At 63.1% G+C, this 22,804-nt stretch carries 24 protein-coding genes and 2 pseudogenes; 14 read left to right on the forward strand and 12 right to left on the reverse strand.

Annotated elements, in window-relative coordinates:
* Nucleotides 1-9: 9 nt before the first annotated feature.
* Nucleotides 10-1,338 (forward strand): O-acetylhomoserine/O-acetylserine sulfhydrylase, encoded by a 1,329-nt coding sequence (locus HMPREF3148_RS07515; RefSeq protein ID WP_005527941.1) that lies wholly within the window; start codon nucleotides 10-12, stop codon nucleotides 1,336-1,338.
* A gap of 29 nt (nucleotides 1,339-1,367) precedes the next feature.
* Nucleotides 1,368-2,519, forward strand: coding sequence for a homoserine O-acetyltransferase MetX (locus HMPREF3148_RS07520; RefSeq protein ID WP_080970022.1), 1,152 nt, complete (start codon nucleotides 1,368-1,370; stop codon nucleotides 2,517-2,519).
* Here HMPREF3148_RS07520 and HMPREF3148_RS07525 read toward each other — a convergent pair.
* A complete protein-coding gene (locus tag HMPREF3148_RS07525; protein ID WP_049062864.1) occupies nucleotides 2,516-2,869 on the reverse strand; it encodes a DUF3017 domain-containing protein in 354 nt (117 codons plus the stop codon). The two genes, HMPREF3148_RS07520 and HMPREF3148_RS07525, sit on opposite strands and share 4 nt — an antisense overlap.
* Nucleotides 2,870-3,727, reverse strand: a complete 858-nt coding sequence (locus HMPREF3148_RS07530; RefSeq protein WP_034656544.1) for a bifunctional methylenetetrahydrofolate dehydrogenase/methenyltetrahydrofolate cyclohydrolase — start codon at nucleotides 3,725-3,727, stop codon at nucleotides 2,870-2,872.
* Nucleotides 3,728-3,751: 24 nt separating this feature from the next.
* Here HMPREF3148_RS07530 and HMPREF3148_RS07535 point away from each other — a divergent pair, with 24 nt between their 5' ends.
* From HMPREF3148_RS07535 to HMPREF3148_RS13270, 4 genes and pseudogenes are all read left to right on the forward strand, one after another.
* Nucleotides 3,752-4,222, forward strand: a complete 471-nt coding sequence (locus HMPREF3148_RS07535; protein WP_005527936.1) for a tRNA (cytidine(34)-2'-O)-methyltransferase — start codon at nucleotides 3,752-3,754, stop codon at nucleotides 4,220-4,222.
* Between the two features lie 254 nt (nucleotides 4,223-4,476).
* Nucleotides 4,477-4,743, forward strand: coding sequence for a FeoA family protein (locus HMPREF3148_RS07540; RefSeq protein WP_070508952.1), 267 nt, complete (start codon nucleotides 4,477-4,479; stop codon nucleotides 4,741-4,743).
* Between the two features lie 2 nt (nucleotides 4,744-4,745).
* A pseudogene (gene feoB, locus HMPREF3148_RS07545) lies at nucleotides 4,746-6,693 on the forward strand (ferrous iron transport protein B).
* Nucleotides 6,690-6,974 (forward strand): hypothetical protein, encoded by a 285-nt coding sequence (locus HMPREF3148_RS13270; protein ID WP_083287737.1) that lies wholly within the window; start codon nucleotides 6,690-6,692, stop codon nucleotides 6,972-6,974. The pseudogene feoB and the gene HMPREF3148_RS13270 overlap by 4 nt, the downstream one beginning before the upstream one ends.
* On the opposite strand, the gene HMPREF3148_RS07550 is transcribed toward HMPREF3148_RS13270, so the two are convergent.
* The gene (locus tag HMPREF3148_RS07550) at nucleotides 6,928-8,379 is read right to left on the reverse strand and encodes a PH domain-containing protein (RefSeq protein ID WP_070508953.1); all 1,452 of its coding nucleotides are present in this window, start codon (nucleotides 8,377-8,379) and stop codon (nucleotides 6,928-6,930) included. The genes HMPREF3148_RS13270 and HMPREF3148_RS07550 overlap by 47 nt on opposite strands.
* The gene (locus HMPREF3148_RS07555; RefSeq protein ID WP_046646608.1) at nucleotides 8,376-8,825 is read right to left on the reverse strand and encodes a PH domain-containing protein; all 450 of its coding nucleotides are present in this window, start codon (nucleotides 8,823-8,825) and stop codon (nucleotides 8,376-8,378) included. The genes HMPREF3148_RS07550 and HMPREF3148_RS07555 overlap by 4 nt, the downstream gene beginning before the upstream one ends.
* Nucleotides 8,826-8,916: 91 nt before the next feature.
* On the opposite strand from HMPREF3148_RS07555, the gene HMPREF3148_RS07560 reads away from it, so the two are divergent.
* The 3 genes from HMPREF3148_RS07560 to HMPREF3148_RS07570 are packed head-to-tail and all read left to right on the forward strand — an operon-like array spanning nucleotide 8,917 to nucleotide 10,109.
* Nucleotides 8,917-9,177 carry a helix-turn-helix transcriptional regulator gene (locus tag HMPREF3148_RS07560; protein ID WP_005527929.1) on the forward strand — a complete coding sequence of 87 codons (261 nt, stop codon included), beginning with the start codon at nucleotides 8,917-8,919 and terminating at the stop codon, nucleotides 9,175-9,177.
* Between the two features lie 3 nt (nucleotides 9,178-9,180).
* Complete coding sequence (locus HMPREF3148_RS07565; RefSeq protein ID WP_049062859.1) at nucleotides 9,181-9,654, forward strand: hypothetical protein; 474 nt, start codon at nucleotides 9,181-9,183, stop codon at nucleotides 9,652-9,654.
* A 2-nt stretch (nucleotides 9,655-9,656) separates the two neighbouring features.
* Nucleotides 9,657-10,109, forward strand: coding sequence for a hypothetical protein (locus HMPREF3148_RS07570; RefSeq protein WP_005527927.1), 453 nt, complete (start codon nucleotides 9,657-9,659; stop codon nucleotides 10,107-10,109).
* Nucleotides 10,110-10,118: 9 nt separating this feature from the next.
* On the opposite strand, the gene HMPREF3148_RS07575 is transcribed toward HMPREF3148_RS07570, so the two are convergent.
* The 3 genes and pseudogenes from HMPREF3148_RS07575 to HMPREF3148_RS07580 all read right to left on the reverse strand — a co-directional run bounded on the left by HMPREF3148_RS07575 (nucleotide 10,119) and on the right by HMPREF3148_RS07580 (nucleotide 13,854).
* Complete coding sequence (locus HMPREF3148_RS07575) at nucleotides 10,119-10,406, reverse strand: hypothetical protein (protein WP_034656543.1); 288 nt, start codon at nucleotides 10,404-10,406, stop codon at nucleotides 10,119-10,121.
* 10 nt (nucleotides 10,407-10,416) lie between these two features.
* Nucleotides 10,417-10,509, reverse strand: a pseudogene (locus HMPREF3148_RS13555) (hypothetical protein); the annotation flags it as partial.
* 198 nt (nucleotides 10,510-10,707) lie between these two features.
* Nucleotides 10,708-13,854 carry an error-prone DNA polymerase gene (locus HMPREF3148_RS07580; protein WP_070508954.1) on the reverse strand — a complete coding sequence of 1,049 codons (3,147 nt, stop codon included), beginning with the start codon at nucleotides 13,852-13,854 and terminating at the stop codon, nucleotides 10,708-10,710.
* Between the two features lie 133 nt (nucleotides 13,855-13,987).
* Between HMPREF3148_RS07580 and HMPREF3148_RS07585 the strand changes: the two genes are divergently transcribed.
* The 3 genes from HMPREF3148_RS07585 to HMPREF3148_RS07595 all read left to right on the forward strand — a co-directional run bounded on the left by HMPREF3148_RS07585 (nucleotide 13,988) and on the right by HMPREF3148_RS07595 (nucleotide 16,677).
* Nucleotides 13,988-14,872: a MetQ/NlpA family ABC transporter substrate-binding protein gene (locus HMPREF3148_RS07585; protein WP_049062855.1), complete on the forward strand. Its 885-nt coding sequence runs from the start codon at nucleotides 13,988-13,990 to the stop codon at nucleotides 14,870-14,872.
* Between the two features lie 84 nt (nucleotides 14,873-14,956).
* Nucleotides 14,957-16,000 carry a methionine ABC transporter ATP-binding protein gene (locus tag HMPREF3148_RS07590; RefSeq protein ID WP_046646587.1) on the forward strand — a complete coding sequence of 348 codons (1,044 nt, stop codon included), beginning with the start codon at nucleotides 14,957-14,959 and terminating at the stop codon, nucleotides 15,998-16,000.
* A complete protein-coding gene (locus tag HMPREF3148_RS07595) occupies nucleotides 15,997-16,677 on the forward strand; it encodes a methionine ABC transporter permease (RefSeq protein ID WP_070508956.1) in 681 nt (226 codons plus the stop codon). The genes HMPREF3148_RS07590 and HMPREF3148_RS07595 overlap by 4 nt, the downstream gene beginning before the upstream one ends.
* Here the strand turns inward: HMPREF3148_RS07595 and HMPREF3148_RS07600 are convergent.
* The gene (locus HMPREF3148_RS07600) at nucleotides 16,664-17,518 is read right to left on the reverse strand and encodes a sucrase ferredoxin (protein WP_070420902.1); all 855 of its coding nucleotides are present in this window, start codon (nucleotides 17,516-17,518) and stop codon (nucleotides 16,664-16,666) included. The genes HMPREF3148_RS07595 and HMPREF3148_RS07600 overlap by 14 nt on opposite strands.
* A 115-nt stretch (nucleotides 17,519-17,633) precedes the next feature.
* Here HMPREF3148_RS07600 and HMPREF3148_RS07605 point away from each other — a divergent pair, with 115 nt between their 5' ends.
* Nucleotides 17,634-18,254: an AMIN-like domain-containing (lipo)protein gene (locus tag HMPREF3148_RS07605; protein ID WP_049147479.1), complete on the forward strand. Its 621-nt coding sequence runs from the start codon at nucleotides 17,634-17,636 to the stop codon at nucleotides 18,252-18,254.
* Between the two features lie 6 nt (nucleotides 18,255-18,260).
* Here HMPREF3148_RS07605 and HMPREF3148_RS07610 read toward each other — a convergent pair whose 3' ends face one another.
* On the reverse strand, nucleotides 18,261-19,814 hold the full coding sequence (locus HMPREF3148_RS07610; RefSeq protein WP_070508958.1) for a DNA polymerase Y family protein: 1,554 nt from the start codon (nucleotides 19,812-19,814) through the stop codon (nucleotides 18,261-18,263).
* The gene (locus tag HMPREF3148_RS07615) at nucleotides 19,811-20,473 is read right to left on the reverse strand and encodes a hypothetical protein (RefSeq protein WP_049151983.1); all 663 of its coding nucleotides are present in this window, start codon (nucleotides 20,471-20,473) and stop codon (nucleotides 19,811-19,813) included. Before HMPREF3148_RS07615 ends, HMPREF3148_RS07610 begins: the two co-directional genes overlap by 4 nt.
* A gap of 95 nt (nucleotides 20,474-20,568) precedes the next feature.
* Here HMPREF3148_RS07615 and HMPREF3148_RS07620 point away from each other — a divergent pair, with 95 nt between their 5' ends.
* Nucleotides 20,569-20,982, forward strand: a complete 414-nt coding sequence (locus HMPREF3148_RS07620; protein ID WP_049151984.1) for a hypothetical protein — start codon at nucleotides 20,569-20,571, stop codon at nucleotides 20,980-20,982.
* Between the two features lie 3 nt (nucleotides 20,983-20,985).
* Here the strand turns inward: HMPREF3148_RS07620 and HMPREF3148_RS07625 are convergent, their stop codons facing one another.
* Nucleotides 20,986-21,639: a response regulator transcription factor gene (locus HMPREF3148_RS07625; protein ID WP_005527912.1), complete on the reverse strand. Its 654-nt coding sequence runs from the start codon at nucleotides 21,637-21,639 to the stop codon at nucleotides 20,986-20,988.
* A gap of 2 nt (nucleotides 21,640-21,641) precedes the next feature.
* Nucleotides 21,642-22,790, reverse strand: coding sequence for an ATP-binding protein (locus tag HMPREF3148_RS07630; protein ID WP_070508959.1), 1,149 nt, complete (start codon nucleotides 22,788-22,790; stop codon nucleotides 21,642-21,644).
* Between the last annotated feature and the right edge of the window lie 14 nt (nucleotides 22,791-22,804).

A 22,804-nucleotide genomic window follows, 5' to 3' on the forward strand; every position in this document is an offset into this window, starting at 1 on the left:
CTTACCTCCATGACTACCAAGTACGACAACAGCAACTTCGAAAACTGGGCACTGTCCACCCGTTCCCTGCACGTGGGTCAAGACCTCGACGGCTCGACCAACTCGCGCAACGTCCCGATTTACCAGACCACCTCTTATGTCTTCGATTCCGCAGAACATGCTGCAGCACGCTTCGCGCTTAGCGACGCCGGCCCCATCTACACGCGTCTGACCAATCCCACCGTTGACGCGCTCGAGCGTCGCCTAGCAGCTCTCGAAGGCGGCGTCGCCGCCGTAGTGTTTGCCTCCGGCCAGGCTGCTGAGACCGCAGCCATCGAGGTCCTCGCTGGCGCAGGCGACCACATCGTCGCCTCCCCGCGCCTGTACGGCGGAACCTCCAGCCTGTTTACCCACACCCTCAAGCGCCTCGGCATCGAGACCACCCTGGTTGAGAACCCGGATGATCCGCAGTCCTGGCAGGCAGCTGTGCAGCCGAACACCAAGGCTTTTTACGGCGAGACCTTCGGCAACCCGATCGCCGACGTGCTCGACATCCCGGCTATCTCCGAGGTCGCACACTCCAACCAGGTGCCGCTCATCGTGGACAACACCATGGCCACCGCTGTGCTTGCTCGTCCACTGGAGCTGGGCGCTGACATCGTCGTGGCGTCGACTACCAAGTTCTACTCCGGCTCCGGCTCCGCTATCGGCGGCGTGCTTATCGACGGCGGTAAGTTCGACTGGACCGTCGAGCGCGACGGCAAGTCCGTCTTTCCGTTCTTCACCGAGCCGGACGAGAGCTACCACGGCCTGAAGTACGCAGACCTTGGAGCCCCGGCATTCGCGCTGCGTGCCCGCGCTGGCATCATCCGCGACACCGGCGCAGCCGCTTCCCCATTCAACGCCTGGCTGACCCTGACCGGCCTGGAGACTCTCGAGCTGCGCGTCCAGCGCCACAACGAGAACGCTCAGGCAGTCGCTGAGTTCTTGGAGGACCACGACAAGGTCGCCAAGGTCAACTACGCGGGTCTGGATTCCTCCCCGTACAAGTCCGTAAAGGAGAAGCTGGGCTACAGCTACACCGGCTCGGTGCTCTCCTTCGAGATCGAGACCGGTGGCAAGGACGCCAAGGAAGTGGCGTGGAAGTTCATCGACGCCCTGAAGCTGCACTCCAACCTGGCCAACATCGGCGACACTCGCTCGCTGGTGGTCCACCCGGCAACCACCACTCACTCCCAGTCTGACGAGGCGGGCCTGCGCGCCGCTGGTATTACCCAGGCAACGGTGCGCCTGTCCGTCGGCATCGAGGATGTCAAGGACATCATCGCTGACCTCGAGCAGGCTTTCGCTGCCCTGTAACTGCGCAACAACGAAGGGAGTTTCTTCGCGTGACCACGATTCCGGAGCTCGCCCCTGAGGGCGAGCTGGACCACGTCAAGATCGGTGATTTCGCTACGGAAGCCGGAGCTTCCATTGCGGACGTCACCATCGCTTATCGACGCTGGGGCGCCTTTGCCGGCGACCCACATGGCGCAAACAATATCGTGGTCATCGAACACGCCCTGACCGGTGATTCCAACGCCGCCGACTGGTGGGGCGACCTCATCGGCCCAGGCAAGGCGCTGGATACGCAGCAGTGGTGCGTGATTGTCACCAACGCGCTCGGCAGCTGCAAGGGCTCCACTGGCCCGTGTTCCCCGCACCTAGACGGCAAGGCCTGGGGCTCGCGCTTTCCGGCGTTGTCCATCCGCGATCTCGTCGAAGCCGAGCATAAGTTCTTGCAGGAGCTGGGGTTCGAGCACGTCCACGCCGTCATCGGCGGCTCGATGGGCGGCGCCCGCACTTTGGAGTGGAGCCTGCTGCATCCGGAGTTTCTCTCCGCGGCCTGTGTCATCGCGGTGTCTGCCCGCGCTTCCGCATGGCAGATCGGCATCCAGTCCGCGCAAATCTCTGCGATTGAGCGCGATCCTTTCTGGCACGGCGGCGACTACTACGAATACAACAAGGCCCCGCGCGAGGGCCTCGCGGCGGCCCGCCGCATCGCGCACCTGACCTACCGCGGTGAGCAGGAAATCGACGAGCGCTTCGGAGTCCAAGCCCAACGCGGCGAGAACCCGCTTGGCTCATACCGCGAGCCCAACCAGCGCTTCGCCGTGAATTCCTACTTGGATTACCAGGGCGACAAGCTCACCGAGCGTTTCGACGCCGGCTCCTACGTGACGCTGACTGAGGCGCTGAACCGGCACGACGTCGGGCGCGGGCGCGGCGGCCTCAACAAGGCGCTGGCTTCCTCGACCGTGCCCACCATGGTCGTGGGCGTGGACACGGACATTCTTTACCCGTACCACCAGCAGGAACACATCTCCCGCAATATCGGCAATCTGCTGGCCATGGCCAAGGTGGTCTCCCCCATCGGCCACGATGCCTTCCTGGCTGAGTCGCGCCAGATGGACCGCATCCTGCGAAACTTCCTGGCGCTCTCCGCGCCGGACGGCCTGGATTTGGGTCCGATGTATGTGGGCGACGAGTACTACATCTAAGAACCCAGCGAATCCACGGACACCGCCAGGAACGTCATCAACGCTCCCAGGCAGGCTGTGTAGGTGGCGTCGAAACGCCGCGAGCGCACAGCGAGAACGCCGACGATGCGTGAGTCGCATGTCAGACGCACCAGCGACAGCCACAACAGCGACGCCCCCAGAATCACGGTGGCGCGGCGCCAGTGTGCAGAAATGGCAAAGACCGCAGACAGCGCAACGCCCGCGACGAAGAGCCCCACGGCAACCCACTGCACGCCGGCCGGCAAGCGCGAAGGCCGCAGCTTAACGTCGTGGGGGTTATCCAGGTTGAGATCCTTCGCCCGGTGGGCACCCCCTTTTTCGGAGGCCATTTAAGCCAGGCCCGCCAGCTTTTCTGCGCGCTCCACGATGTTGGACACCAGGAAGGCACGGGTCAGCGGGCCGACGCCGCCTGGGTTCGGGGACACGTAGCCGGCTTTATCCCACACGTCGGGCGCGACGTCGCCAGCCAGCTTGCCATCCACGCGGGAGACTCCCACGTCGAGGACCGCAGCGCCTTCCTTGACCATGTCCGCGGTGAGCATGTGAGCATTGCCCGCAGCCGCGATGATGACGTCAGCGGCCTTGGTCTCAGCAGCCAAGTCCTTGGTGCCGGTGTGGCACAAGGTCACGGTGGCATTCTCGCTGCGGCGGGTAAGCATGAGGCCAATCGGGCGACCCACGGTCACGCCACGGCCAATAACCACAACCTTGGCGCCATCGAGCTCCACTCCGAAGCGACGCAGGAGATGGATGCAGCCGTTCGGAGTACACGGCAGCGGAGCCTCCTCGTTGAGAACCAGCTTGCCCAAGTTGACTGGGTGAAGGCCGTCGGCGTCCTTCTCCGGATCAATCTTGGCCAAAATCTTGTTCTCATCCAGGTGCTTCGGCAACGGCAGCTGCACGATGTAGCCGGTGCAGGCGTCATCGTTGTTGAGTTCGTCGATGACCTTCTCCAGCTCTTCCTGGGTGATATCTCCTGGCAGGTCCTTGCGGATAGAGTTGATGCCCAGCTGCTCGCAGTCGCGGTGCTTCATCTTCACGTAAGCGTGGGAGCCTGGATCGTCACCGACCAGCACGGTGGCCAGGCCAGGCTGGATGCCCTTGGCCTGCAGGGCGGAAACGCGAGCCTTCAGGTCCTCGAAGATCTCGTCGCGGTACAAATTGCCATCTAGTTTGGTAGCGCTCATGCAGTCCATCCTAGACTGAGCACTATGAGCCAGCTGCACATCGTCTTTGATAATCCCGTGATTCCCACCAACACCGGCAACGCCATCCGCACCGCTGCCGTCACGGGTGCCTCCCTGCATCTCATCGAGCCGCTGGGTTTCAACTTCGACGATAAGCACCTCAAACGCGCTGGCCTGGATTACCACGACCTCGCAGATCTGCAGATCCACAAGGACTTTGACGCCTGCATGGCTGCCCTACCTGGTGCGCGCGTCTTCGCATTCACCACGCACACCGACAAGTGGTTCACCGACGTCGAGTTCCAAGAAGGCGACGTCCTCCTCTTCGGCACCGAGCCCACTGGCCTGCCACCGGAGCACGTCAATCACCCACGCATCACCGAGCAGGTTCGCATCCCCATGGTCCCGGCGCGCCGCTCGATGAACCTGTCCAACGCGGCCTCCACCGCCGTGTACGAGGCCTGGCGCCAACTGGGTTTCAAGGGCGCGGTCTAGTCTCACCGATCTCATCACGGCAATTGAGGCTGCCGCGCACAACGTGCTCGGTTTTGCGCAGGCAGGCATGGAGTTGGCGCAGCGCCCTGTGGTGCCTCTGCTTGTCGACGTCGTTAAGCGGAATTGCTCCCTTTGAGCAGAAGCTGCGCCAGATCGGCAGCTGGGAAAACGCACTGGGATAAAGTTCACAAAGTGTGGCCAACCTAATATTCGGCAAGGGTAACTTTATAAGTGATTCGAAAGGACTCTTTGTCATGTTGCCTTTGCGTTTGAGCTCAGGCGAGTCGACCACTCACTCATCGGCTTACTCCCTGCCTGTTGGCTGCACTGTTACCCTCCGCCCCGAATGCCTCGACTGTGTGCAGAACCCAGCGATGGCGCGTCGCTTGTGCGAGCTCGGGATCCGGCCGGGCGCGTGCCTGACTCTGGGCGCGCACGTGGCGGGCGGGACACGCATCGTAACTGTTGATACCTGCCGCTACGCCATCGACCGGCAGACGTTGCAATCCATCGGGGTCTAGTAATGAGCTCCACTTCCCCTAGCTGCCACGGAAATCCTGGCGGGGCGCTGGCTCCCGCGGGCGCAGCCATCATCGCGATGGTGGGCGCTCCCAACTCCGGCAAGTCCACGCTTTTCAACGCGCTGACCGGCGCCAAGGTGCAGACCGGCAACTGGCCGGGTACCTCGGTGGAGGTCAGCCGCGGCGCCTGGAACATTGCGCATTCGTGTTGCCCGGCCGAGGTTGCCGATCTCATTGACTTCCCCGGCACCTACTCGCTGGATCCGCTCAGCCCGGATGAGGCGCTGACCCCGCGCCATGCTTTACGACGCCGCCCCTGCCGAGCGCCCCGATCGCGTCATCGTGGTGGTCGACGCGACTGCGGTTGCGCGCGGGCTCAACTTGGCTTTCCAGCTCGCGGAGCTTCCCTGCCGGCTCAGCATCGCGCTGACCAAGCTGGACGTAGCACAAGACCAGGGCTTGCGGGTCGATGCCGATGCGCTCGCGAGGGCCACGGGAATCCCGGTCGTCTGCGTTGATGGCCGCCGGCGGGAAGGCCTGGAACGCCTGCGTGAGACGGTGCAGGTTTCCCTTACTGAGGAGCCACAGGTCCGGCGCGAGGACGCCAGCATCGACGCCCGCTTTGCGGATCTCGACGCCGCTACCAAAGCAGCGGTGCACACCGAGTCGCAGCCGGTCACGCGTTCGCAGTGCCTAGATGCGGTAGCGCTGCACCCGGTAGCCGGCCCGTTGCTTTTCCTCGCGGTGATGTGGCTGGTCTTCCAGATAACCACCACGGTGGCCGCTCCTCTGCAGGACGGCTTGGAGGCGCTGGTCTCAGGACCCATCTCTGACGCAGCACGCCACCTTCTGAAGGCAGTCGGCCTTCACCATCCGCTGGTCGAGGGCCTTATAGTCGATGGCCTCATCGGCGGCGTCGGCATGGTGCTCACCTTCGCGCCGCTCATGGCCTTGATGTTCCTGTGCCTCGCCGTCCTTGAAGACTCTGGATACATGGCGCGTGCCGCGGTGGTCACCGACCGCCTCATGCGTGCCATTGGCCTTCCAGGCAAGGCGTTTATCCCCATCGTGGTGGGCTTTGGCTGTAACGTGCCGGCCATTGCGGCCACGCGTGTTCTGGGCTCGACCCGCCATCGCATCATGACTTCTTTACTCATCCCGTTCACGTCGTGCTCGGCGCGCCTCGTGGTCTTTGTGATGCTGGCGCAGACTTTCTTCCCAGCCCACGCCGGCAGCGTGGTCTTTGCCTTGTACGTGGTCTCCATCGCTCTGCTCGTGTTGGTGGGCTTAGCACTGCGCAAGACGCTATGGCGTGCGGTTCCCCAGGATCCCCTGGTCATCGACCTGCCCACCTACCAACTGCCCACGGTGCGCCTGGCGTTATCCGTGATGTGGACGCGCCTGAAGGGCTTCCTCCACACGGCGGGCGGCATCATCGTATCCACGGTCGTGGTCATCTGGTTGCTCATGGCCATCCCGGTGGGTGCCGCGACCACCGTCGATGGCGGCTACACCACCCCGGCCCCGCAGGAGTCTGCTTATGGCGCGGTCTCGCGCACCATCGCTCCGGTCTTCGCGCCGGCGGGCTTCGACTCTTGGTCGCTGGCCGGCCCACTGGTCACCGGTTTCGTGGCCAAGGAGGCACTCATCTCCACGTGGTCGCAGACCTACACGGTCAAAGACGTCACCGACGCCACCCCCGAGGAACAGGCCGCAAGCTCGCTCAGCAATCACGTGCGCGCCGACTTCGCGGCGGCCTCCGGCGGCCACACCAACGCGGCAGTGTGGGCCTACATGCTTTTCCTGCTGGCTTATACCCCCTGCGTGGCCACTCTGGCTGCGCAAAAGCGCGAAATCGGATGGCGTTGGACGCTCTTCGGCTTCGCAGTTCAGCTCACCACGGCGTGGGTCTTGGCTGTCGTGGTCTTCCAATTGTTGAGGTTGCTGTGAACTCCCCCATCGAAGCAGTCCGCTCAACCATCGCGGCAAGAATCACCACCCGCGCCGGAGTCGCCAAAGCCACGGGCTTAGAAATCGGCACGGTCAACCTGGTGATATCGCACCTTCTTGCCACCGGCGAGCTCAGTGCCGAAACGCTCAGCACCTGCCCCACCACGGCCTGCGGCTCCTGCGCAGCCTCCGCGCTGTGCGGCGCCCCGCGCAAGACCGGCGCCCCAGTGTTGCTTACTCTGCGTCGGCCGAGTCACCCGGCTCCGGCGAAAGCATCCTAGCCTCCTGCGCCATGCTCGGCAGCTGGCGCTTGCGCAGGCGCTCAAGGAGATCGGCGGCGTCGTCAAGCGCTAGCTGGCGTCCTGCCATCGCCACCGGCCCGCGGACCAAGTCGAAGTTGATGTTGCGCACGCCCAAAAGCTGGTTGAGCGGTCCCGCCTTGACCGTGAGCTCCTGGATGTGCGGGGTGCCCACGACCATCACCCGGCGCGCCAGGCGCCCGGCATGCACAACCGCCACCTCGGTGCCCACCAGCGTGACCGCCTGCTGACGCAAGTCCACAGGCGATGCCAACCAAGCCCTGCCCGGTGAAACGTACGTGGGGCGCGTGTGTCCCTCGGGGCGGGCAAATTCCTCAATCTGCGCGGCGTCGAGATCGGAGACCAGCTCCAAAAGCGCGAGTGCCTGGTCGCGCGTACCCACCGGCAGAATTCGCGTGGAACCCGACTGCTTGCCGCCGGCCTTCGCGCCATAGCCCGCGACGGAGACCTGAACCTCGTACCAGCCAAACATGCGCCACAGCAGCGGCTGCGTCACGCGCACCGCATGGATGCGGGAGCGGCGGATGGTCTGCCGGCGGCGATCGGCCAGGCCATATGCAATATTGAGCACCTCATCCTGCGCGTCATAGCGGGAGTTAAAGCGCCACGACGTATCAATGAGATTCCAGATGTTCGGCACAAATCCCACCACGATGGGCAGCGCCGCCGCGCGGAAGAAGGGCAAGATGACGAGGATCGTCATGACTACGAGGGCGATAAGCGTGGGCAGGCGCAGCGCCTCCGCCGCGAGGGTACGGCCCACGGGAATCTCCGGGATGAGGTCGTCACCGGCCGGGTCGGGTTCCACGGTTGCCGAGGCGTTTCCTGCTGCCGGGCGATGCACGTGCGCGAGCAGCTCTTGGCGCAGCTGCTCGGCTTCCGCCTTACGCAGGAAGGAGATCTCGATGACCGACGCAGTGCCGCCTGCGGTTTCCACGCGCACCGCCGCCAGACCAAAGATGCGCGCGATGACCGTCTCCACCACGTCCACGGCCTGAATGCGGTCATAGCGAGCAGAGCGGAAGGACGAGGAAATCACGCCGTGACGCAAGGAGACTTCATGCTCGTCGAGCTTGTAACCCAGCTTGCGCCACCAAATGGCCGATATGAACCAAATACCCAGGCACACCGCTACGAATACACCGATGGCGATGACTGTGCCCAATCCGATGTCGCTCCAGTGCCCGCCGCGCAGGTAGGTGGCGACGTCGGAAAGCATTTCTGCGTTGATGTTGACCACAAACAATGCCACCAGCGCCAGGATCAGCGACCAAAAGCGCAGCAACGGGGTCAGGCGGTGGACGCGGCGAAAACCTTCTGCGTCCACGGACGCGCGGTCCTTGCGCAGACGATGCCGGCCGCTCATAGTCCGCTCATCCGTTCGCGTGCCTTGACGGCAAGCCGCTCGCGCAACGCATCCGCGTCTTCTGCAACGAGACCCGCGATTCGCGCATCTGAGCTTGCCGACGCCGTGTGAATCTTCACGCGCTTCAATCCCAACGCCCGCTCGATGGGTCCGGCGGAAACGTCCACAAACTGGATGCGACCGAAGGGGACGATGGTCAGGCGGTACCACAGTTTGCCGCGGGTAATCACCAGCTCATCGTCGGTTTCCTTCCACCCCATGTTGCGCACCTGTGCGGGGATGAGCCAGAGCAAGTAGACGAACCACACTACCCAGGCTCCGGCGAACCAGTACCAAAATGAGCTGGCGAAGTACCCCGCAACCGCGAAAGCGATAGCAAAGACTGCCGACCAGCTCAGGTGGTGAATATAGCGAGCTGTGGTCAGCTTCCGGGAGACCGGATGCATGTCTGGGGAAAGCGCGGAGTGCATGCCGCCTATGCTAACAAAGCCCTCATACTCCTTGACAAAGTGTTGGGTTTATACAACACTTTGGTTTATGTCCCCAAAGAAAAAGCCGTCTTCCCCAATTTTCAATCGAGTTCGGTTGCTCCGGGTCGAGAGGGACATGTCGCGCGCCCAGCTTGCCGACGCCGTCGGGGTCAACCCCCAAAGCATCGGTGCTCTTGAGCGTGGCGATCACTCTCCCAGCCTCGACCTCGCGTTCAGCATCTGCGAAGTATTCGACCTCCCCGTCGAAGCCGTCTTCTCGCGCACCGAATTCCAGCCGCTATCCACCGAGATCTACCGAAAGGACTAGGCCATGACGTCCACCGCCACCAAAGCTCGCGTCACAAAGCGCAACCGCCTCATACGCCTCGCCGACGTCGGGCTTGCAATCATCGTCGTATCCATCCCGCTGCAGTTCTGGGACGATTTCACGTCCTTCATGCTGGCCTGCTTGGGTAGCTGTGTAACCGGCTTCGGCGTGTCCAAGCTGCGCAAGACTATCGACTCCGCCGACTTACCCACTATCGAACTCGACGAGTACATGCTGCAACTTCATGTAGAGGCCCGCGAAGATGGACTTAAGCTCGCCTTGTTTTCTTCCATGTTCATGTTCATGGCCTGCGGCGCTATTGCTCTCGGAACCCGGTTCGTCGACTCCATGGACGGAATCTTCGTGGCCAGCTTGTTCTTCAAGCTGATCATGCTGCAAATGCTGTGGGTTCCATTCACCGTGGCCAGGTCTCTGGCAGGCAAATTCAACCGCGCCGAACTCATTTCTAAGGATTAATCATGCCTATCCGCACCAAGTACTTCTATTCCAGCTTCGTCGGACTGCTCATTGCACTCGCCGCTATAGCAGTCAACCCCTTCTACAACGTCATTGCGATGTTCTTGTGGGCCGGCGGCCTTGCCTGGCTCGTCATCTGCCTGGGGCGCCTTCAAGTTCTAATCGGAAAAGACAATATGGACCCAGCCTTTGCAGACGAATATCAGCGCAGCCGCATCGATCGCGCGCGCAGCAACGTCTTCAAGTACACGTACTTCGCCCTCGGCAGTTTAATGGTGCTGATGCTCTGCCTGCCGTTGCTCGACCTAGTTGGACAAGACGTTCCATGGCCGGAAATCGTGCGCTGCCTAGGCATGCTGGCCGGCGTATTGATGTTCGGGGCATCGCTGACTCTGCTCGGCACGATCGCCCTTGGCATGGACGCCGACGATCGTGCCGAACTCGCAGATTCCTAAACCCCTTTTTTAGGTATCCTGCTCCCAGCCGTCGACAACTTCCTGCTTGGAGATGTACTCGCTGGCTTCGTAGTCATAAGGGATAGGCTCGCCCTCTTCGTCGGTACGCACGTACCACTCGGTGGCTTCCTCCGAGGTGGAGTCGAACTCCGCGCCGGTGGAGTACTCGGAGTTGCGCTCGGTTTGTTCGACCGATAGAGCAAAGTCGTCACCGTGCTCGCGAACGCCCTGCACCACGGCGTTGGCAAGCGCTTGCTCCTCAAAGTGGTAGCGAATAACCGCCGGGTCAAAAGACAAATCCCACCTCAACGCCACGGCCGATCTGCAAAGCACCAATGCCAAGCGACGCCGCGGTGCCGAACAGCGTCGCGATAATCGCCAAGCCATCGATACTGAGCGCAGGCACGGAATCCGCCTGCACTTAGAAAAGGCCAGGTAGAGCAGGAAGAAAAGCAGGCCCACTGCCAGCGTGGTAAAAATCCAGCGCGGGGTGAATGTTGTGCGGGTAGACAGTACCTTTCAGGATGCGCCGCGCTGTGCGGTTTCTTCGCTCTTCCATTCCCGTCCACGATAAACACACAACGAGTGTTTACGCGGCCTAACGGAAATCACGCGAGCCGCGGGAGAGCCACTCACCCATGGCAAGCGGCTCCAGCTTGTCTGCCACCACGTTGACCGCACCCGTGGCATTTTGCACGATGCCACGAATAACCAGCGCTTTAGACGTCCTGGCCACGGTCTTGTTGAGCTGCCACAGCCCCGGTGAGACCATCACGTTCATCAAGCCGGTCTCATCCTCCAAGCCCAAAAAGATGACGCCGGCGGCAGTCTGCGGACGCTGCCTATGCGTCACGATGCCCGCAATCCGCACCCGTGTACCGTCTGGAACCTGCCGCAGCTGCGCGGCGGTGCAGACATGGGCGTCGTTAAGCGCGGCGCGCACGAGCTCCATCGGCTGTTTGTCGTGGGTAACGCCAGTACTGGCGACGTCGGAAGCCATCAGCTCAAAAGCGCTCATGCCAGGCAGGCTCGGCGCAGAAATAGCCGAAAGCCCCGGCAACATGCCGGCACGCTCCGTCGCCGCAACGCCCGCCTGCCACAACGCCTGACGGCGCGAAAGCCCGAAACAATCCAACGCCCCCGCACCGGCCAATGCCTCCACGTGCTCCACGCTGAGATCCGCCCGCCTAGACAGATCCGCGATGTCTTGAAACGGTGCCTGCGCGCATGCATCCTCGATACGCTGCGCAGCCTTCTCCCCCAACCCTTTGATGAGGTTAAGGCCCAGCCGGATCGCCACCTCGCCGCCGTCTTGGACCACCGCACGCGCCTGACACCCCGAAGCGTTCACGTCCAGCGGAAGAACTGCCACGCCGTGCCGCCGCGCATCCTGAATGAGCGATTGCGGCGAATAAAAGCCCATCGGCTGCGCCCGCAGCAGGCCCACACAAAACTGCGCCGGATAGTGATACTTCATCCACGCCGAGAAATACACCAGTGACGCAAAAGACTGCGAGTGCGACTCTGGGAAACCGTACGCGGCAAAGGCCACGATCTTGTTCCACAGCTTGTCCGCAGTCTCGCCCACAATCCCATTGGTCTGCGCCAGCCCGTCGTAGAAGCGCTGCCGAATCGCCGCCATCCGCGCAGGCGAGCGCTTCGAGCCCATCGCACGCCGCAGATCGTCGGCCTCCGCGCCGGAAAAGCCCGCGGCGTCGACGGCAATCTGCATCAGCTGTTCCTGAAACAGCGGAATGCCCAGCGTCTTGCCCAGGGACTTCTCCAGCACTGGGTGGTCATAGGTCACCGCCTCCTTACCGTCGCGCCGGCGCAGATAAGGATGTACCGAACCGCCCTGAATCGGGCCGGGACGAATGAGCGCAACCTCCACCACCAGGTCGAAGAACTTCCGCGGCTTCAAACGCGGCAGCGTGGACAGCTGCGCGCGCGACTCCACCTGGAACACCCCCACCGCATCGGCGCGGCACAGCATGTCGTAGACCTCTTTTTCCGCCAGGTCCAGCTCCCACAGATTCACCTTGTGCCCAGTGGTCTCCTCCACCAAGTCCTGCATGTGGTGCAGCGCCTCGAGCATGCCCAGCCCCAGTAGATCGAACTTCACCAGCCCGGCCGCCGCGCAATCATCCTTGTCCCACTGCAACACCGAACGCTTTTCCATCCGTGCCCACTCCATCGGCACCACATCCGCGATGGGGCGGTCGCACAACACCATGCCGCCCGAGTGAATGCCCAGATGGCGCGGTTGCCCGAGGAATTGTTCCGCCAGCTTGACGACGTCCCCCGGCGGCTCCGAAAGCCCCTTCGACCAGGAATCCGCGGAGCCCTGTGGGTAGCCGAGGGCACGAGCGGCGTCGCGAGTCGCGCCCTTGCGGCGATACGTGATGACGTTGGCCACCTGCGCAGCCCGCTCACGCCCATGCTTTTCGTAGACGTACTGGATAACCTCCTCGCGGCGACCGGACTCGATGTCGATATCGATGTCCGGCGGACCGTCGCGGTCAGGAGAAAGAAAACGCTCAAAAAGAAGGCCCGCGGAAATCGGTTCCGCGTTGGTAATACCCAAAGCAAAACACACCGCAGAGTTCGCCGCCGAGCCGCGGCCCTGGCACAGGATGTTGGAGCGCTTACAGAAATCCACTAGGTCGCACACGATGAGGAAGTAGCCGGGGAATGTCAGCTGTTCGATAACCCCTAGCTCATAGGCGATCTGCTTCCATGCCCGCTGCTGCACGTCAGCGGGCCGGGAGGCATAACGCTCCTCGGCGCGCACCCAGGTCAGGTGTTCCAGCCAGGTCATCTCCGTGTACCCGTCGGGCACCTCGAAGTCCGGCAGGTTGGGCGCCAACGCGTCCCAGGTAAAACTGCATTCGTTTAAAACAGCGACCGTCTCCGCGATAAGCTCCGGCCGGTCCGGGAAAAGCTGCGCCATCTGCTCACCCGAGCGCAGCCAGCCGGCGCCCATGGGGTGGGCGTCGGGAGCCGCCTGCTCGAGGGACTGCCGCCTGGCCAACGCCTGCTTGGCACCAGCCAGCCTGGCCTGCTGCCGGGTGGCCGCTGCGGGTCGAGCGGTTGCGATGGCCCGGAGGCCGTTGTATCGATCGAGCGCAGCATAGTGATCCGCGTCCTCAGGAGTCATAGTGCACGCATATTCGAGGACTATGCTGTCTATTTTTATTCTTTCGAGCAAGTGGTCGATTTTATCCAGCCACTCCCACCCCACCAGAAAAAGGCAATGATCCTGGAGCCGCTCAGCAATCTCCCCCAAGGGCGGGTACGCCACTTCATCCTTTACCCCCGCATCCATACGGGCCTGTGCGATCAAACGTGAAAGCCGGCGGTACCCCTCGGGTGTGCGAGCAAGGACGGTCAGGGGGGCGTCGGAAAGCGAAAGCTCCGCACCGAACACCGCAGGTAGCCCCACTCTGGCTGCGGCCTCAGCGAATTTCATGAGGCCGTAGAATCCGTCCTTGTCCACCAGCGCAAGGCCACACAGGCCCAGCTCCACCGCCCGCGCCACCAGCTCCTCTGGTTCCGAAGCGCCGTCCAAAAAGCTATAGGACGACACGGCATGCAGCTCCGCAAACGCCACTGACGACGCCCCGTGCTCCGGCGAATCCACAGGGGAACCCACATGATCCACGGGCACGGGAGTGGGCGTAGGACGTCCAGAAAGAATCCTTTCCACCCGTGACCAGGGTAGCGCCGCCCCACCGTTGAACCTCATGGAAAAACAATATGATCGAAATTATGTTCTAGTCAATTTACGTGCACGCTACATCCAATATAGACAAAGCGGTTCAATCCCTGTTAGGTTTCTTTCATTCAAATCTATTTCAATCGAAGGGATTCCTCCTATCATGCGTATCCGTCGCGTTCTTGCAGCTTCCTCCGCAGCAGTTATCGCAGCCACCAGCCTCGTGGCTTGCTCCTCCGATTCCTCCGACTCCGCTTCCGGCGAGTCTGACGGCCCAATCGTCATCGGCACTACCGACGCCGCCAAGAAGGCATGGTCTGCTTTCGAGGACGAGGCTGAGAAGCAGGGTCTCGAGATCGAGGTCAAGAACTTCTCCGACTACAACACCCCGAACCAGGCCCTGAACCAGGGCGAGCTGGACACCAACAACTTCCAGCACCTGAAGTTCCTTGCTGAGTTCAACAAGGGCAACGGCACCGACCTCGTTCCGATCGTCGCAACCGAGATCGTTCCGCTGGCTCTGTTCTGGAAGGACCACAAATCCCTCGACGGCATCGAGGGCCAGGAAGTCGCCATCCCGAACGACTCCACCAACCAGGGCCGCGCCATCAACGTGCTGGTCCAGGCCAAGCTCGTCACACTGAAGAAGGAAGGCCTCATCACCCCGGGTCTGCCGGACATCGACGAGGCTAAGTCCAAGGTCAAGGTTGTGCCTGTCGACGCCGCCCAGACCCCAACCGCTTACGGCGAGGGCAAGCCGGCCATCATCAACAACTCCTTCCTCGACCGCGCAGGTATCGACCCGACCACCTCCGTGTTCCAGGATGACCCGAACTCCCCAGAAGCTGAGCCTTACATCAACGCATTCGTCGTTCGCACTGAGGATGCTAACAACGAGCAGATCAAGAAGGTCGCTGAAATCTGGCACACCAAGGCTGTCCAGGACGCAGTTGCTGAGGACTCCAAGGGCACCTCCGTTCCCGTTGAGAAGTCCGCAGAAGAGCTGAAAGAAATCCTCGACCGCCTGGAAAAGACCACTTCCAAGTAGCCATCTCAGCCTTCCCCGGAACACCACAGCGTGTCCGGGGTTTCGGCCGTCAACCGTCACATCGATTTGAAGGAAACACCTCACGTGACACAGCAATCAGGGGCCAAGCAAGGTACCCGCATTGAGTTTCGAAACATCACCAAAGTTTTCAAGAACAAGAAGACCGAAACAAAGGCGCTTGACAGCGTTTCCCTGACCGTCGAGCCCGGCGAGATCGTCGGCATCATCGGTTTCTCCGGCGCCGGTAAGTCCACGTTGGTCCGCATGATCAACGGCCTGGACAAGCCGACCTCCGGCCAGCTGCTGCTAGACGGCACCGACATCGTGGGCATGCCAGAGCCCACGCTGCGCGGCATTCGCCGCAACATCGGCATGATCTTCCAGCAGTTCAACCTGATGTCTTCGCGTACCGCTGCGGGCAACATTGAGTACCCACTGCGTCTGGCAGGTGTTCCAAAGGAGGAGCGCAAGCGCCGCGTCGAGGAGCTCCTGCAGTTCGTCGGCCTGGGCGACAAGGGCTCGAACTACCCGGAGCAGCTCTCCGGCGGTCAGAAGCAGCGCGTGGGCATCGCTCGTGCGCTGGCTACCAACCCGTCCCTGCTGCTTGCCGACGAAGCCACCTCCGCGCTCGACCCCACCACCACCCACGAGGTGCTGGAACTGCTGCGTAAGGTCAACCGCGACCTTGGCATCACCATCGTCGTGATTACCCACGAGATGGAGGTCGTCCGCTCCATCGCCGACAAGGTCGCCGTGATGGAAAACGGCCGCATCATCGAGGCCGGTAGCGTATACGAGGTCTTCTCCAACCCGCGCACCGAGGTCGCGTCCAAGTTCGTGGCAACCTCCCTGCGCAATACCCCGGACCTCGTCGAGGCAGATGACCTGCTCGCGCATGAGGGCCGCTTGTTCACCATCAATCTGACCGAGAACTCCGGCTTCTTCGCCGCTTCTGCTCGCCTGGCCGAACAAGGCGTATCTATTGCGGTCGTTCACGGCGGCATTACGACGCTGCAGAAGCACTCCTTCGGCAAGCTGACGGTCCGCCTCAACGGCAACCCGGCCGCCATCGAGGAGTTCTACAACACCTTGCAACAGACCACCGAGATTGAGGAGATTTCCCGATGAACGTGACCTACCAAGCTGCCGCTGACTGGGATCGCTTGGGCGATACCCTCGTCGAGGCCGTCCAAGACACCCTCATCATGGTCTCAACGACCCTGGTGGTCGCAGGCCTCCTCGGCCTCGTGCTGGGCGTGCTGCTCTTTACCACCCGCCCGGGTGGCATCCTGCAGAACAAGGTTGTCTACTTCATCATCAACATCCTGGTGAACTTCGTCCGCCCGATTCCGTTCATCATCCTGCTGGCCTTCGCGCAGCCGCTAACCGTGGCGGTCCTTGGCGGTTCCATCGGCCGCGAGCCGGCGACCTTCGTCATGATCATCGCAGCCACCTTCGCCGTGGCCCGCATCGTGGAGCAAAACCTCGTGGCCATCGACCCGGGTGTCATCGAGGCCGCCCGCGCGATGGGCGCTTCCCCGTGGAAGATCATCACCTCGGTCATCATCCCGGAGGCTCTCGGCCCGCTGGTTCTGGGCTACACCTTCCTGTTCATCGGCATCGTCGACATGTCCGCGATGGCCGGCTACGTCGGAGGCGGCGGCTTGGGTGACTTTGCCATCGTCTACGGCTACCGCGCCTTCGAGTGGGAAGTCACCGTGGTGGCAACGCTCATCATCATCGTGCTGGTCCAGGCCGCACAGTTCTTCGGCAACTGGCTCTCGGCCAAGATTATGCGCCGCTAACGTTCTCCGCGTGCACACCCACTGCGTGCCACGCCTTCGAGGTCTTCGGTTCGTCCCCACACGAGGAGACGACGCCGGAGACCTCTTTTTCTTGCAATTCCACCCGCCACTCACGGCCGTCGGCGTGGCGCACGTGGGCGTCGTCAGCGCGCAGCTGTCCAAAACGCACGCGCTCCCCTGCCTCGATCAACCCACGCGCCACGGCCAGCTCTGCCACCTGCCCGCGCGGTCCGTACAAACCGCAGCCGCGGTTGCCCGGGTAGAAGTACTCGCCGCGCTGCGCAGCGCGCACCAGTTCACGGGCTGCCTCAATGTTGAGACGCCCAAAGGAATAGCCCCACGGCATCAGCAGAATCGACGGCGCAAAACGGTGCCCCTTCGTGTGCGAAGTCTCCCATACGACGTCTGGGAATTCGGCGGCCAGTTCCGCCGCCAGCGCGCGCCCTTTCACGGCGCAGCACACGTCACGGCGTCCATGGGTGCAGATGAGCACGAGCGGATGCTTTGCGACGTCGCCAAGCGGCGCCCCCAAATCCAGCCCCAGGATGTCCGCGGGTCCATCGAGGAGATACTCCTTGTATACGCCCTGTTCCGCCCACACCACGTAGCAGCGGTGCTGGCCGTTGATGACGCGGCCTTCCTTTCCGGGCTTGCGGATGAGCTGCAGCCCGGCGACGCCTTTGAGCTTGGCTTTGAGCTGCGCGGTGAGCTCGGGGCCGAAGGTTCCACCGTCAAGGATGTCGCGGGACCATCCGTTGGGCCATTCGAAGAGCACAAAGACGCTTTCCTTCTTCGCCGTGCCGGGGAGGGGCTCAACTTGTACGTCAGAGCAAAAAGTCATGAAGAACAGCTTACCTGTCCCATGCACCACACCAATCACAACAATGCGGTTACGATGTTCATTCTGTTCCCTCAATGGCTATGCATTTGAACGGGTTAGGCAATACTCTGTTTTTATGCCGAAAACATCCTCACTCGCGCCTGTGCTCGCCGCGCTCACCCTCGGCGCGGTTGCCTTGGCCGCGTGCTCTAGCGTTTCCGAGAATGCGGCCGCACCCACCTCTACCTTTGCCGCCACCTTGTCCGGCGATGTCAACCAAACCTCCGCGCCCGCCGGCATCACCCCGCTCGGAGAGACCAACATGGAGCGCAAAACCGAACGCCCCCAAGCTCCGTCCAAGCTCGTTGTCACGGACGTCCGCGTGGGCAAGCACGACGGCTTCGAGCGCGTTGTCTTTGAATTCACTGGCGACGGCTCCCCCGGCTGGTTCATCGACTACGACGACAAACCAACCCAGCAGGGCTCCGGTAACCCCATCACGTACAAGGGCTCTACCGCGCTGAACGTCAACATCGACGGCACGGTCTACCCCTTCGAGATGGACATGCCGGATCCGCACATCGGAACTACGGAGGGTACGAGCGAATCCGGCGGTTTCATCACGCAGGTGGTCAGCTCAGGCACGTTTGAGGGCCGCTCCCAGTTTGTCGTTGGTATGAACACGCGCCACCCGTACTCCGTGCAGGTGCTGCGCGGCCCGACCCGCTTGGTCATCGATGTCCTCGCAGCGACCTAATCTCGCTCAGCAGTAGGAGGCTTCTACGCTCCACCTGCCGGCCGCCCACACCAGCAGCCACGCGCGCTGCCCTTTATCGCCCTGCCCCACCACTTGGAGCCGGGCGATTCTTTGTTCTTTCTCTCCCCACCACAACGTATCTACCGGCCAGGGTCCTGCCCAGCCAATCACCCGATAGCGTTTTTGCCCCCAGCCCAGCGCCACGGGAGCTGAGCTCAGCAGCGCTTCGGCGGTGACGTAGACGTCGTGGGAGGAGGCGTCGATAAGCCGAATGCGTGCAGCCGGATGCGCCAGGCTCGCTGGCAGCGGCGAGGGAATCCGCCCCGGCCAACTACCCTCCGGCGCGGGATCGTGCTGCTCACCGTAGGGAACATACGCGATGCGCTCGGCCACTCCGCGCCCGCCTGCTCCCCGCGGCTGCAACACGCGATCCACACCCAACTGCGACTGCACGCGTGCGATAACACGCTTAGCCTGTTCATCGCTTTTTGCGTGCCCCCATAGCCCAGCGCTTGCAGGGGCCGCGACCTCCACCGGCTCCAGCGCCAGCTTGGACACCCCGCCGCCGTCGGATGCGCGGGCCGAGCTCAGCCAACCGTCGAGCTGCCAGCGCACACGATCCGCCGTGGCATTTTCGCTCAGCGCCTCCTGCGTGCGCCAGATTCGCTCCAGCCGCTCGCCGCCCACGAACTCCGCCACGACCCGCAACCGCAGACACACCTGCCCTGCTTCCTTCAGCACGCCATGCAACCGCGCCGCCAACTGCCTCGCCGCGAAGGCTGCCGCGTCCACGCGCTCCAACGGCTCCTCGAAGACCATCTCCACAGCAAGATCCGGCCGCGCCAGCTCCGGCGCCACTCGCCTATCCGGGGCCGCACTGGCCACCGCATGACAACGCCTGCCAGCCTCGCCAAAGCGCGTAGTGACCTGCCGCAACGGCAGCTGCGCGAGCTCACCTAGGCTGCGCACGCCCAACTTCGCCAGCTGACTCACCAACTCCTCAGGGCAGGCCAACGACGTCTCCGCTGCGAGCACGGCCACCGGCTGCTGCGCCAAAAACTCCCGCGAGCCACCCACCGGGACCACGGTGCCCAGCCCCTGATGCCGTGCTGCGATGAGCGCCGTAGCAATCTCATCAGCCACCCCGATGGTGGCGTCGAGGCCGGCGCGGGAGGCGGCGTCGACAAGCATGTGCATCGCCACGCCCTCGCCACCATGGAAACGCCCGGCAGCGGCCGCATCCACGATGACTAGCCCCGGGCGCAGGACCTCAATGGATGACGCCACAGCGTCGAGACCTGCAGCGATCTCCGCGAACACCGCGCCGTCCCGGTCCGCGTTAAACTCTTCCACCCGCAACTCCGGCAACACCGCCTGGGCCTGCCGCAGACGCATCCCCCGCCGCACCCCAGCCCGGCGTGCGGGCGCATCGCAGACCACGACCTTATGCTGCGCCACGATAGCCGTGCCCTGCTGCGATCTTGACTGCCCTCCTGCACCGTCGAGAACACGCAGCGCCTGGACCGGCCAATCCGGAAACCACAACGCCGCGACCCTCATACCGCCTCCAAACGACGCCTCTGGCCGCACGTCATCGTGCCTTGCTTGGCACGCACACCTTTAGCCTCCACGCGCACGGCTATATCGACGCCGTTGATTCGCCCACTTCCGCGCCCCAGCCCGCGGAAGGTGGTGACTTCCGCATCGATTTCCGTGGCAGTTCCCGGCAGGCGCACGCCCACCGTCAGCACTGCCGCCTGCCCGCCACGGATCTTCGCCAGAACGGGCCGCGCTTTCGACGGCGTGACTTCCCCAACCCCGCGGTGAATGACGACATCGAGCCCCTCCGCCAACACTCCAGTCACGGCCCAGGGATCAGCCCCTGGATCGGGTACCACAATCACCCGCGAAAGGTCCCCCTTATCGGCCACTTGTGCGAGAGACAGTTCCGGCCATCCAACGATGCCGACGTGTCCGCCCTGCGCGCTAACATGGGAGACAATCTCCACGATGAGCGAGGGACAATCAGCACAGCGCACAACCTGCCGGCGAGCTAACCCTCCGCCCGGAAGCAGCTTGGCCAGTGCAGAAGGTGCCTCAACCAGCTCTACTTCCGGCTGGACTTGAGGTGCGATAGCAGGGCTTTCCAGCTTCCGCATCTCGGCGCGCAAAGCGGCAATACGGTCCGCGCGGCTCAACGCCGAGCTACCGTTAACCATATCTGCTATGCGAACGCCTGTTTGATTCATTCCCCTATTATGAACCCTGCCCCGGACACACGCAATTACGTTTTCGAATGGTAGCGTTGACCGGCATGAACGCCCATCTCAGCGATATTCGCAAACTCAGCACTCCCATCCCCACCCCACACTGGGTTCGCCTGGGCGCATCTTTTCTCATCGGTGCAGCCGTGGCCGTCATGGTCAGCGATATCCACTTCGGCATCGCAATCGGCGCAGGCCTTATCTGTTTGATTGCCGCGTTCGCGCTTATTTTTCTCCATCCTTATAGGGCTGAGCTGCGCGCTTACGCGGACAAGAAAAATGTGACCATGCTGCCCAACATCGGGCAGCTCGTCCCTCTGATGTTCCTATGGCTCATCGTTATGCTGGCCCCGCTGTTTTCGCTTCCAGTCTGGGGCGTGGCCGTGACGTGGCTGGTCATCGCGGGCGCTGCCTTCTTCGTATTCCCCCACGTAGACGGCACCCGCAAACTCGCCTACGCCTAGGACTCAGTCCAAATCGTGGCTCGCCGCCCAGCGCGTGAGCTGGTGGCGATTGGATTGCTGCGTCTTGCGCAAGATATTCGACGCATGCGTCTCCACCGTCTTCACCGAGATAAAGAGACGCTCGCCGATTTCGCGATACGTGTAACCGCGTGCGAGCAGCCGCAGCACCTCGAGTTCGCGCCTGGTCAGCGCGTCGACTGCCGGGTCCACGGATTCGTCCGGCGCTCCGGGCTTCGACTCGGCCAGCGCGCCGGACGCGAACGCGTCAAGCACGAACCCCGCCAGGCGCGGCGAGAAATACGCATCCCCCTCATGCACCCGGCGCACGGCCGCTGCGAGTTCCGGACCCGAGATATTCTTCGTCACGTAGCCTCGCGCACCGGCGCGAATGAGCGCGATGACATCTTCTGCTGCATCTGAGACACTCAGCGCCAAGTACACCGGCCCTGGCGCCCCGCGCAGCACCGCCAGCCCGCCACCGTCCGGCATGTGCACGTCAAGCAGCACCACGTCCGGCTGCGACGCAGCAATCCCCGCCACCGCCTCGGCGACGGTACCCGCGTCACCTGCAACTTCGATATCGGCAGCCTGAGCGAGCTCCGCGCGCACGCCGGCACGGAAGACGGAGTGATCATCGACGAGGAAAACGGAAACCATGGCTACAAAGCTACCGTGAGCTCCACCTCGGTGCCCTGCCCCGGCGTCGATGTCACCTGCGCGGTGCCCCCGGCGTGTTCCATGCGCCCGCGGATAGAGTCGCGAATTCCGTGCCGGTCCCCGGCCACCGTGCTCGGGTCAAAGCCCGCGCCACGGTCGCGCACAAAAATGGACAGCTCGCCGGCTAAGTTTTCCGCATACACGTCCATCGTATCGACGCCCGCGTGCTTACCGGCGTTGACCATCGCCTCCCGCGCGGCCTGCACCGCGAGCTTCGTGGGCTCGGTAAGCTCGATATCTTCGCCCACCGTTACCGGCGCAATCCGCACTGGGAACAGGTCTTCGACCTCGCCACACGCCGCGGCCAGCGCGCCAAAGACCGTCGCCGGCGCTGCCGAGGGGGCGTCGAATAGCCAGGCGCGCAGCTCGCGTTCCTGCGATCGCGCGAGCCGCGCGACCTCCGCCGGATCCTCCGCGCGTTTTTGAATGAGCGCCAGGGTCTGCAGCACCGAATCATGCAGGCGCGCCGCCATGATCGCCTGGGCTTCCGATGCCGCTTTCTCCGCACCCTCATCCGCCACCTGGCGCCACAGCTTGAGCACGAGCGGCACCACGAGGGCGCCGAGACCGACAACGGTCAGCGCGACCGCCGCCAACGCCGGAATGAAGTCCGCGCCGCCGTCCCACCGCGCGATGGTAATGACCACGCCGGACAAGACGAGCACACTGCCCGCAGCAATGCTCAGCTTGCTCGTTATGTTCTCGAGCCCGCGGTCATAGGCCTGCCATGTCACGAGCGCGCCCGCGCCGACGATGACCAACGGCAGCAGCATGTTGGCTCCGCTGGCCAGCGCGCCGACGACCGCCGCCACGGCAATGAAGACAAGCAACCAGTTAGCCCGGAAGTCGAAGCGGGAGGCGGGCGCGGGGGTATCAGCAGGCTTGGTCGCAACCCATACCCCGGCGTAGAGGAACGCGCCGAGGCCGCCCAAGGCGCACAACACGGTCAAGGCCAGGCGTACGAACAACACGTCAACGCCCAGGTGCGCCGCCACCCCCGCGCCCACGCCCGCCACGACGCGGCCGTCCTGGGGACGTGCCAAGGTCGGGAACGCGGGCTGAGTCGCGCGCGACGCGTAGGGAGAACTCATGCCCTTAATCTTCG

Source organism: Corynebacterium sp. HMSC05D08 (genome assembly GCF_001807215.1).
GTDB lineage: Bacteria > Actinomycetota > Actinomycetes > Mycobacteriales > Mycobacteriaceae > Corynebacterium > Corynebacterium striatum.